Annotated in this window: 2 protein-coding genes; one reads left to right on the plus strand and one right to left on the minus strand. The window is 64.6% G+C overall.

Annotated features, from left to right (window positions below; genetic code table 11):
• Nucleotides 1-2,479: ribonuclease E/G (locus EOA28_RS29900; protein ID WP_148670936.1), on the minus strand; the 2,479-nt coding region annotated here is incomplete at its 3' end.
• 92 nt (nt 2,480-2,571) lie between these two features.
• On the opposite strand from EOA28_RS29900, the gene EOA28_RS39120 reads away from it, so the two are divergent.
• Nucleotides 2,572-2,709 carry a hypothetical protein gene (locus EOA28_RS39120; RefSeq protein WP_189342244.1) on the plus strand — a complete coding sequence of 46 codons (138 nt, stop codon included), beginning with the start codon at nt 2,572-2,574 and terminating at the stop codon, nt 2,707-2,709.
• The last annotated feature ends 553 nt before the right edge of the window (nt 2,710-3,262 follow it).

Raw genomic sequence — 3,262 nt, forward strand, 5'->3', positions numbered from 1 at the left:
GCCGGCGCTTCTTGCCGGAAGCATCATCGGTAGCGGTTGCCTCGGCTTCGCCGCCAGCGGTCGCCTCCTGGGCTGCTTCTTCCGGCGCATCCGCGGCATCGTCGCTGGTTTCGCCAGCTTCCGCCGGCGCCGCCGCGACATCCCCATTGTGCTCGCGGTCGCGGTCCCTGCCGCCACGCCGCCGCCGGCGCTTGCGACGCTTGCGGTCGCGGCCTTCGCCGTCCTCGGACCGCTGCTGGTGCTGGCCCTGCTGCTGCGGCTGGCGCGGCTGTTCGGCCTGCACCGCGGCCTCTTCTTCCTCCTCGATGACGATCTCGTCCTCGGGCTCGTCCGGCTCGACATAGGCCGGCAGGCTGCGCACCTCGACAAAACCTTCCGGCTTCTCGGCTATGGCGCCGCGGAAGATCGCGTAATGCTGGGTGCCGAGAGTCTCGTCAGCCTCGATCGTGATCGTCAGGCCGAAACGGGCTTCGAGCTCCACAAGGTTGGCGCGCTTGTGGTTCAGCACGTAAAGCGCCGTCGCGGCCGGCGTGCGCACGATGATGTGGCTGCGCGAATCCTTGAGCAGGAATTCCTCGATCGCCCGCACCACCATCAGCGCCACGGAGGAATCGGAACGCACATGGCCGGTGCCGCCGCAATGCGGGCAGGGCTTCATGGTCGATTCCAGCACGCTGGCGCGGATGCGCTGACGCGACATTTCCATCAGGCCGAAATGCGAGATGCGGCCGACCTGGATGCGGGCGCGGTCGTTCTTGAGGTGATCCTTCAGCCGCTTCTCGACAGCGCGGTTGTTGCGGTTCTCCTCCATGTCGATGAAGTCGATGACGATGAGGCCGGCAAGGTCGCGCAGTCTGAGCTGCCGCGCGACTTCCTCGGCCGCCTCTAGATTGGTGTGGAGCGCGGTCTCCTCGATCGAATGCTCCTTGGTGGAGCGGCCGGAGTTGACGTCGATCGAGACCAGCGCCTCGGTCTGGTTGATGATGATGTAGCCGCCGCTTTTCAGCGTCACCTGTGGCTGCAGCATGCGGTCGAGCTGCGCCTCGATGCCGTTGCGCACGAAGATCGGCGTCGTGTCGCGATAGGGCTGAACCACCTTGGCGTGGCTCGGCATCAGCATGCGCATGAAGTCCTTGGCCTCGCGATAACCGTCCTCGCCGGAAACGAGGATCTCGTCGATATCCTTGTTGTAGAGGTCTCGCACCGAGCGCTTGATCAGGCTGCCTTCCTCATAGACGAGGGCAGGGGCCGTGGATTGCAGCGTGAGGCTGCGGACGTTCTCCCACAGCCGCATCAGATACTCGTAGTCGCGCTTGATCTCGGCCTTGGTGCGGCTTTCGCCGGCGGTGCGCAGGATGACACCCATGCCCTGCGGCACGTCGAGGTCGGTCACGACCTCCTTCAGCCGCTTGCGGTCCTGGGCGTTGGTGATCTTGCGCGAGATGCCGCCGCCGCGCGCTGTGTTCGGCATCAGCACCGAATAGCGGCCGGCAAGCGAAAGATAGGTGGTGAGCGCGGCGCCCTTGTTGCCGCGTTCTTCCTTGACCACCTGCACCAGAAGGATCTGGCGGCGCTTGATGACTTCCTGAATTTTGTACTGGCGGCGGACCGGCTTGCGGCGGCTGCGGATTTCCTCGAGCGCGTCCTCGGCGCCGACCGATTCGACCTCGTGCTCGTCCGAATGCGAGGCCGAGACGTCCTCCAGCATGCCGCGATCATTGTCGCTGGCGGCTTCGGCGGTCTGCTCGGGCTGATCCGCCTGCGGCACCGCCTCGGAAATCACATCGGCTTCGACGCTCGCTGCGATCGAGGTGGGGCCACCTTCGGACGGCTTGCCGTCCTCGTTGTCCGCTGCGTCGCCGCCGCCGGTCTCGGCGGCGGACTCTTCAGCCGTTTCCTGGTCGGTTTCGACTTCGACGGCTTCGGCGACGATGGAGGCATCCGATACGTCCGATGCGTCTTCTGGCCAGGCATCGGCGGTCACGCCGCCGGCTTCCTCGCTCCCGGCAGCCTCTGCCGCGGGCTCTTCGAGGGCTGCGGGCTCAGCCGGGCTTTCCTCGTTTTCCGAGGAAGCGTGTCTGTGCTCGCCGCGGTCACGGTTCTTGCCGCCGCGCCTGCGGTTGCGCCGGCCGCCGCGATCGCGCGCCTGCTCTTCGCCGTTCTCCGCTTCCTCGTCGTCTTCGTCCTCGGCCTCCTGCGCTTCGGCGCGCAGCAGAGCCTGACGGTCGGCGACCGGGATCTGATAATAGTCGGGATGGATTTCACTGAAGGCGAGAAAACCGTGACGGTTGCCGCCATACTCGACAAAGGCTGCCTGGAGGGAAGGTTCGACGCGGGTTACGCGGGCGAGGTAGATGTTTCCTTTGAGCTGCTTCTTGTCCTGGGATTCAAAGTCGAATTCTTCGATGCGGTTACCGCGAACGACGACAACGCGTGTTTCCTCCGGGTGGGAGGCGTCTATCAGCATCTTGTTGGGCATTATCTTGTTTCCTGCCGGCAGCCGACGGCCGCAGCTGGCGTGGCAATTCCCGCCGCTGTGCGCCTGTATCTGTGTGCATGCCGGATAATTGAATGTCCGCTAGCCGCCGCTTGAGCGCGATGGCGGTGCCGCCCGCAGCCAGTATGGCGCGGTTTGATGCGGACCTTTCCATGATTGCGCTTGAAGCCATCGGCACCCAGCAGAACCTTTTGAACCAAAGCCCGGGCTGAGCCGGACCAGCTTGTTTGCTCACGAAGAGCCGGCGCGGGGCGAACCCGGCCGTTTTCCTCACGCAAGCGATTCCCCCGCCACGGGAGCACGCCTGCGAAAATCGTCGCGACCACATGAGCCTGGAAGGATAAAGGAGCCGCCTTTGCATCCGACCTTTGGCAGGAAACTGCTGAGGCGAGCGGTTCCAGGATTGCAGTGATCCAATGTCGCTTTTATGATTTGGCGGGATGGAAGGCAACCCCGATTTCGGATGCCGGCAAAAAGCGCTTCCGTTGGGGAAGATGCCATTTGTCCCACCTCATGAAAGGCTTGGTTAACCTTCTCTGAATACCAATCGTTAATCGAATTGGCGGCCTGACGGGCCTCGGCGAGAAGACCGGGCGCAATGCGTCAAACCGGGAGCGACGGACAAGAGATGGGATTGGCGGGCAGCGCGGACAAGAGGGGCGGGGCCGCGGCGCATGCCACGCGCGTGGCCTGGGCCGCTTTGCTGCTGGTGCTGCTGCTTTGTTTCGCGGCCGCCGCGCGCGCCGACGGCCTGCTTGGCGCGAC

The organism is Mesorhizobium sp. M2A.F.Ca.ET.067.02.1.1 (assembly GCF_004023285.1).
GTDB lineage: Bacteria > Pseudomonadota > Alphaproteobacteria > Rhizobiales > Rhizobiaceae > Mesorhizobium.